The organism is Mesorhizobium sp. M7A.F.Ca.AU.001.01.1.1 (genome assembly GCF_004022735.1).
Lineage (GTDB): Bacteria > Pseudomonadota > Alphaproteobacteria > Rhizobiales > Rhizobiaceae > Mesorhizobium > Mesorhizobium ciceri.
In genome coordinates, this window is record NZ_RZPF01000299.1 from 1 (window position 1) to 7,272 (window position 7,272).

Annotated in this window: 7 protein-coding genes; 5 read left to right on the plus strand and 2 right to left on the minus strand. The window is 63.1% G+C overall.

Annotation, left to right across the window (positions count from 1 at the left end):
• The 4 genes from EN884_RS18915 to EN884_RS18930 all read left to right on the plus strand — a co-directional run.
• The coding region (locus tag EN884_RS18915) for an SEL1-like repeat protein (RefSeq protein ID WP_206617606.1) at positions 1–1,157 on the plus strand (1,157 nt) is incomplete at its 5' end.
• Positions 1,158–1,349: 192 nt separating this feature from the next.
• Positions 1,350–2,273 (plus strand): sulfite exporter TauE/SafE family protein, encoded by a 924-nt coding sequence (locus tag EN884_RS18920; protein ID WP_013533663.1) that lies wholly within the window; start codon positions 1,350–1,352, stop codon positions 2,271–2,273.
• Positions 2,273–3,064, plus strand: a complete 792-nt coding sequence (locus EN884_RS18925; protein ID WP_013533664.1) for a TIGR02186 family protein — start codon at positions 2,273–2,275, stop codon at positions 3,062–3,064. The genes EN884_RS18920 and EN884_RS18925 overlap by 1 nt, the downstream gene beginning before the upstream one ends.
• 169 nt (positions 3,065–3,233) lie before the next feature.
• Positions 3,234–4,490, plus strand: coding sequence for an Hsp70 family protein (locus EN884_RS18930; protein WP_027161735.1), 1,257 nt, complete (start codon positions 3,234–3,236; stop codon positions 4,488–4,490).
• Positions 4,491–4,678: 188 nt separating this feature from the next.
• On the opposite strand, the gene EN884_RS18935 is transcribed toward EN884_RS18930, so the two are convergent.
• Positions 4,679–5,140 carry a cupin domain-containing protein gene (locus EN884_RS18935; protein WP_013533666.1) on the minus strand — a complete coding sequence of 154 codons (462 nt, stop codon included), beginning with the start codon at positions 5,138–5,140 and terminating at the stop codon, positions 4,679–4,681.
• Positions 5,141–5,250: 110 nt separating this feature from the next.
• Here EN884_RS18935 and EN884_RS18940 point away from each other — a divergent pair, with 110 nt between their 5' ends.
• Positions 5,251–6,546, plus strand: coding sequence for a winged helix-turn-helix domain-containing tetratricopeptide repeat protein (locus EN884_RS18940; protein ID WP_063170006.1), 1,296 nt, complete (start codon positions 5,251–5,253; stop codon positions 6,544–6,546).
• Between the two features lie 134 nt (positions 6,547–6,680).
• Here EN884_RS18940 and EN884_RS18945 read toward each other — a convergent pair.
• On the minus strand, positions 6,681–7,272 hold a 592-nt coding region (locus tag EN884_RS18945; RefSeq protein ID WP_128360675.1), incomplete at its 5' end, for a LysR substrate-binding domain-containing protein.

Genomic DNA, 7,272 nt, shown 5'->3' on the forward strand with positions numbered 1-7,272 from the left:
ACATGGCCGCGCAAAGCATGATTGCCACGCCGTCAGGCGCCGAGCCGTCGATGGGTGCCGCGCCGATCGCAGAACCGGTTCCCGCCCCCGTCGCCTTGGCTACATCGGCCGATGCAAACCCAGCGGCGTCCGAGACGACGACAGCTTCGGCTGCGCCGGCCTCGACCGTTCCGGTCGCCGCCGAACCTGCCGATACCGATACCGCCACCGGCATCCAGCCTATGGCGACAGAGCCGACCACCGCCAAGGACACCACGGGCGCGGTTCCGCCGGTGGACGCTTCGCCGGCGACGACGGCAAAATTCGACATTCCCGCTGACGCCGGCCCGGCCGCCTTGCGTGATGCCGCTGCCAGCGGCGACGCCAAGGCGCTGTTCGAAATCGGCTCGCGCTATGCCGAGTCGCGCGGCGTCAAGGAAGACATGGCGGCAGCGGCCAAATGGTACGAGAAATCGGCGGAACTCGGCTTCGCGCCGGCCGAATACCGTATCGGAAATTTCTACGAAAAGGGCATCGGCGTCGCGCGCGACATCAAGAAGGCGAAGACCTGGTACCAGCTTTCCGCGGCACAGGGCAACGCCAGCGGCATGCACAATCTGGCCGTGCTGTTTGCCATGGCGGCTGACGGCGTGACCGACAATGAATCGGCCGCGCACTGGTTCCAGGCGGCGGCCGACGTCGGCGTCAAGGACAGCCAGTTCAATCTCGGCATCCTCGCCGCCAAGGGCGTCGGCATGAAGCAGAACCTCGAGGAGTCCTACAAATGGTTCGCGCTCGTCGCCAAGACAGGCGACAAGGATGCGGCGGCCAAGCGTGACGAGATCGCCAATGCGCTGCGGCCCGAGCAGCTCGAGCGCGCCCGCGCCGCGACCGAGCTGTGGAAGGCCAAGCCGCTGGATGCGGCAGCCAACTCGGCCGACATTCCCGAGTCCTGGCAGGACGGCGCGCCGCAGACGACCGCCAGCATCGACATGAAGAAGGCCGTCCAGAACATCCAGCGCATTCTCAACAAGAACGGCTACGACGCCGGCGGCGCCGACGGCAAGATGGGCCAGAAAACGAAGACCGCGATCATGGCTTTCCAGACCGACAACAAGATGGCGGCGACCGGCGAAGTCGACGAAAACCTGGTGAAGGCACTGCTGGCGCGCAAATAACGGCAGAGGCGTCGCTTCCACGACGCCCTTGCCACACATTCGCCTGTTAACTGATTGAGATGTTTTTTGTTTCGGCGGCGTAGCGCGGTTTGACTTCGCAGCACCTCCGGCGCAAGAACGAATTGGCTTGTCGGTCCAAGATGCCCGCAACGGTTGCATTCGCCGACAGGCAGAACTGATCGAGACTGACGGGTGGGCATCTATCTCCCGATCGCGGAAATTTCCGTCAATATCTTCGTCCTGCTGGCCATGGGCGCGGCGGTGGGTTTCCTGTCGGGCATGTTCGGCGTCGGCGGCGGCTTCCTCATCACGCCGCTCTTGATCTTCTACAACATCCCTCCGGCGATCGCTGTCGCCACTGGCGCCAACCAGGTCATCGCCTCCTCCGTCTCCGGCGTCCTTTCGCACATGAAGCGCGGTACGCTCGACCTCAAGCTCGGCGGGGTGTTGCTGGCCGGCGGCATTGTCGGTTCCACCGGCGGCATCTACGTCTTCGCCTTCCTGCGCAGGCTCGGCCAGCTCGACCTGTTCATCTCGCTGCTCTACGTCGTGCTGCTCGGCACCGTCGGCGGGCTGATGCTGGTCGAAAGCGTCAATGCGCTGCGCGCGACGCGCAGCGGTGCGGCGCCGGTGCTGAAGAAATCCGGCCAGCACAACTGGATCCACCGCTTGCCGCTGAAGATGCGCTTCAGGGCGTCAAAACTGTTCGTCAGCGTCATCCCCGTACTTGGGCTTGGCGCCGGCATCGGCTTCCTGTCGTCGATCATGGGCGTCGGCGGCGGCTTCATCATGGTGCCGGCACTCATCTATCTGCTGAAAGTGCCGACCAATGTCGTCATCGGCACCTCGCTGTTCCAGATCATCTTCACCTCCGCCTATACGACGCTGGTCCACGCCACCACCAACCAGACAGTCGATGTCGTGCTGGCCTTCCTGTTGATGGCGGGCGGCGTCGCCGGCGCGCAGTACGGTGCCAAGGCCGGCCAGAGGCTGCGCGGCGAGCAGCTCAGGGCCTTGCTGGCACTGCTGGTGCTGGCGGTGGCGATACGATTGGCGATCGATCTTTTCGTCACCCCGCCCAACCTCTATTCGCTGTCTGCCGCGGGCCTCAACTGATGAAGGCTCGCAGCACATTCGCAACCGCCATTGTCCTGTCGCTGCTTGCGGCCGCCGTGCCGGCGAAGGCACAGGTCCCGCTGACCGAAGGCATCCAGATCGGTCTCTCCACCGACAACGTCTCGATCACCGCCGGTTTTTCCGGGGCCGATCTGACCATCTTCGGTTCGCTGGAAAACCCGGATCCACTCGTCGCGCGCCAGGGCCGCTACGACGTCATCGTCGTGCTCGAAGGTCCGCCCAAACCGGTGGTGGTGCGCCGCAAGGACAGGGTGCTCGGCGTCTGGGTCAATCTGGACTCTGAGACCTTCGAAAACGTGCCGGTCTCCTATTCGGTGGCGACGACGCGGCCGCTGCAGGACATCACCGAACCCAACAGCTACAAGCAGCTGTCGCTCGGCGCCTCCAACCTCTATATGCAGCCCGCCGATGCCGGCGACAGCCCGGCGACGATCGAGGAGTTCACGGCAGCACTGCGGGAGCGCAAGTCAGCGACCGGCCTCTACAGCGAGAATGTCGGCGGCGTGCAATTCCTGTCGCAGAACCTTTTCCGCGCCACCGTCAGGCTGGCGCCGAATGTGCCGGTTGGAACCCACAAAGCCCGCGCGTTCCTGTTCAAGAGCGGTCTGTTCATCAAGGAAAGCTCGGCCCAGCTCGAAATCCGCAAATCCGGTTTCGAGCAGTCGATCTTCCGTGTCGCCCACAATTATTCCTTCCTCTACGGCGTCTTCGCGATATCGCTGGCCATGCTGACCGGCTGGCTCGGAAGGCTGATCTTCCGGCGAGATTAGGATTTTCCCCGAAAAGTGGTTTCCCTTTGCCGAGGCATGCGGTAGATCGCGCTCCCCAGCCAAATGGCAGACACAAACAATTCGGTTCGGCAGAGCAGCCCGTCCCCGGACAGCGCGCGATTTCTCATGGCGCCTGTCGGCTCGCCGACGACAAATGCAGGAACTTGTCATGCGACCAGCCTTCGGCGGCATCGACTTCGGCACTTCGAACTCCACCGTGGGCGTGGTCCGCAACGGGCAGCCGCGCCTCGTCGCGCTGGAGAACGGCCAGGTCACGCTGCCCAGTGCCGTGTTCTTCAACTTCGAGGACAACCGCACCTGCTTTGGCCGCCAGGCCATCGCCAATTACACCGACAGCATCGAAGGCCGGCTGATGCGTTCGCTGAAGAGCGTGCTCGGCAGTTCGCTGGCCCATGAAAAGACCCGCATCAAATCGCGGTCGATCGGCTTCATGGAGATCGTCGGCATGTTTCTTGGCCATCTCAAGAAGAGGCTGGAAGCCGATGCCGGCGATACGGTCGAGACCGTCGTTCTTGGCCGGCCGGTGCAATTCGTCGATGACGATGCCGAGGCCGACGCGAAGGCGCAAAGCGAACTCGAGAACGCCGCACGTGCCCAGGGCTTCAAGCACATCGCTTTCCAGTTCGAGCCGATCGCGGCGGCGCTCGACTACGAGCAGAAGGTGACACGCGAGGAACTGGCGCTGATCATCGATATGGGCGGCGGCACGTCGGACTTCTCGATCGTGCGGGTCTCGCCGCAGCGCTCCCGTTCGCTCGACCGCAAGGACGACATCCTGGCCAGCCGGGGCGTCCATATCGGCGGTACGGATTTCGATCGGCTGCTGAGCATCGCCCATGTCATGCCGCAGCTCGGCTATTTGACGCCGACCAAGGACGGCAAGCGCAACCTGCCGGCAAGCTATTTCATCGACCTCGCCACATGGCAGCGCATCAACCTGGTCTACACCGCCAAGGCGATGACGCATCTGCGCCAGATCCGCTACGAGGCCGAGCGCGCCGACCTCGTCGACCGTTTCATCCACGTCGTCGAACACCGCTACGGACACGCGCTGGCCGCACGTGTCGAGAAGGCCAAGATAGAGCTGACCGACAGGTCATCCGCAGAGGTCGCTGTGAAGCTGCCGGGTGCGGAGTTCACCGCCGAAATCACGCGCAGCGGGCTCGACGCGACGATTGCCAGGGACATCGAGCGGGTCACCGCAACGGTCGGGCAGACTATCAGGGACGCTGAGGTGAAGCCGTCCGACATCACCGCGGTGTTCCTGACCGGCGGATCGACCGCGATCCCGCTGGCCAAACGAGAGATCCTGTCGCTGGTGCCGCAGGCATCCGTCATCGAAGGCGACATGTTCGGCTCGGTCGGACTTGGCCTGGCGCTGGATGCGCAACGCAAGTTCGGCTGAGGCTTTCTTCGAGCGGTCCAGCTTTTCAGAGATTACTGATCCGCTTTAGGCCAGGTCGTGTACCCATAACCTTCGGCGTGATGCGATGAAGATCACGTCCGCTTTGCGCCGATAGCGACCAAGCTCGTGCGCCAGCGCGATATGTCGCAATGGGCCAGAAGCTGTCGTGGGGCCGCCGTGACAGATGCCTACCCGCGTGTCGTCAAAGTCGAGAGCTGGTCAGTATCGTAGCGGTTCCGCAGCTCAGCGAGGGCTTTTGGGTCCGGCGCACCCTGCGCCGCGAGTTTGGCAAGTTCTTCGAAGTAGCGTTCGTGGCCAGGCGGAGAGACGGTCATCAGCACGCGGGCGGGTCTCTCACTGACATTCGTGATGTCGTGCGGCACTCCCGGTGGAATGAACAGATAGGTTCCGGGCGTTGCGCGAACCGTCTTGTCGCCGACATGCCACGCACACTCGCCTTCGAGCAGGTAGAACGTCTCTTCCTGCACACGGTGAACATGCCGTCCGGTGGCGAATCCCGCTGGGATCGTCCAGTCGAACATGCTCGTGTGCTTGGTGTTTTCGCCGGTGACGAGGAAGACCATAGGTTGACCACGCAGCATGATCCCCTTCTTCTCGTCGGGCATGCGAATAATGGCATTGGCGCTCATAGGATCCTCCTTTGACTGGGTGCTTACTTCCGGCAAGCACCTGTGCGACATTGGCCGTCGATGCCGGGAAAGTCGTGAATTCGTTCCCAAAAATTTGCTAAAAGCGTTGGATGACAATCGGAGGCGACCTTTATCAGTTTGGCCCGTTCCGTCTCGATCAGGTGGCGGGCATTTTGTATCACGGCACCGAGCCAACCATGCTTGGGCAACGCGCCGTTTCGCTTCTGCGTTTGCTGCTCCAAAACGCGGGCGTACCGGTATCCAAAGACGCGCTGGTCGAAGCCGGCTGGGGCAAATTGGCGGTTGCCGACAACAACCTGACGGTCCAGATCGCGGCCTTGCGCCGGGTATTGGCCGACGCAGCGGATGCTGAGAGCTGGATCGAAACACTGCCGCGCCGAGGCTATCGCTATGTAGGACCGGCTGTTGCGACGAGTGTCCCTGATCGTTTTGCAGCCGCCCGCACCGCGTCGGCGCCGACCTTGCCTGAGAAGCCTTCCGTGGCGGTCCTGCCGTTCTCGAACTTGAGCGGAGATCCGCAACAGGAGTACTTCGCCGATGGAATGGTCGATGACATCATCACCGGCCTGGCACGCATAAAATGGCTTTTCGTTATCGCGCGAAACTCGACCTTCGCTTACAAAGGCCGCGCCGTGGACGTGAAGCAGGTCGGCAGCGAGCTTGGCGTACGATATGTCCTCGAAGGCAGCGTGCGCAAAGCTGGCGGTAGTGTGCGCGTAACCGCTCAGATGATCGATGCATCGACCGGCGCGCACGTGTGGGCCGAGCGCTACGACCGCAGTTCGGAGGACATTTTCGCGCTTCAGGACGAAATCGCGCTATCAGCGGTGGGCGCGATTGCTCCAAGCTTGCGAAAAGCGGAAATTGAACGTGTCAGGCGGAAGCGCCCAGAGAGTCTCGACGCATACGATCTCGTGCATGATCGCGCCGCTGCATTCACGGCATTAGACGCAGCCCTCGCCATTAGCCCGTCATCGGCGCTGACTTACATTCTTGGCAGCGTCGTTCTCGGATGGGCCGGCGAAGCAGAGCGCGCGATAGAATGGAGCGAGAAGGGTATCCGGCTAAGCCCGTTCGATTCGTGGGCTTGGGCCGCGTTTGACGCCCAAGCAATGAGCCATTTGCTGCGCGGGCGTTACGAAGAAGCTTGTCGCGCAGCCTACAAGTCCGTTCAAGCCAATCCGGCACACAGCATCACCTACGTGCAACTGACCGCTGCGCTCGCCAAACTCGGCCGGCTGGACGAAGCGAGGGCCGCCGCCGCGCGCGTGCGCGAGCTTCAGCCGGGCTTCCGCTACAGCCGCCAATTTGCTGGCGTGCGCTGTGCGCCAGCGCTCGCGGAGACTCTGGGAAGCGCGCTGCGGGACGCCGGATTGCCAGAGTGACGGCTGGGCGTCGAGGCGGACAGCGCTAGCGAGCCCATCTGGGGAGGAAGGTCGTGGTGAGGCGTTTCAATCAGCCACTCGATACAAAGTACCAAGACCTCCGAGCCAACGGCAAAGCCGCAAACTCTGATACTCTAGCCCGCCGACGGGGCATCCGCCTTGCCGTCGAGATGCGCCTTAAGCGCCATCTGGGCCAGGCTTGCCTGGCGATCGCGATGGGTGATCATGGCGAAGTCGCGTTTCGGCAATTCGAGCGGCACGGATCTGAGACTGCCTTCAGCCACGGCGCGGGCCACGACAAGCTCCGAAATGATGGTGGCGCCGGCTCCCGCCTCGACCGCCTGGCGGATAGCCTCGTTGCTCGGCAGCACCAAAAAAATCTGCAAGTCGGCGAGCGAAATGCCTTCGTGGCGCGCCAGATCCTCCAGCACTTCGCGTGTGCCCGAACCGCCCTCGCGGATGATCCAGCGCAGGTCCTTGATGTCGGAGTGGCCGGGCGCAACTTCGGCGATCTCCGGATGCGTGCTGGCAACCACCAGCATCAGCCTGTCGACGTCGACCTTGGTGCGGCGCAGGATGTCGGACTCGGTGCGCCCCTCGACCAGGCCGAGATCCGCCGCGCCATCGAGGACATTGGCCTCAACCTGCCTGGTGTTGCCGATGGAGACGCTCAGCCTGACGGCCGGATAGGCTTCATGGAAGGAAGCCAGCCGGCGCGGCAGCCAG

Coding starts and splice junctions, on each gene's coding strand:
- EN884_RS18925 (WP_013533664.1), top strand. CDS start 2,273: ATGAAGGCTCGCAGCACATTCGCAACCGCCATTGTCCTGTCGCTGCTT.
- EN884_RS18930 (WP_027161735.1), top strand. CDS start 3,234: ATGCGACCAGCCTTCGGCGGCATCGACTTCGGCACTTCGAACTCCACC.
- EN884_RS18935 (WP_013533666.1), bottom strand. CDS start 5,140: ATGAGCGCCAATGCCATTATTCGCATGCCCGACGAGAAGAAGGGGATC.
- EN884_RS18940 (WP_063170006.1), top strand. CDS start 5,251: ATGACAATCGGAGGCGACCTTTATCAGTTTGGCCCGTTCCGTCTCGAT.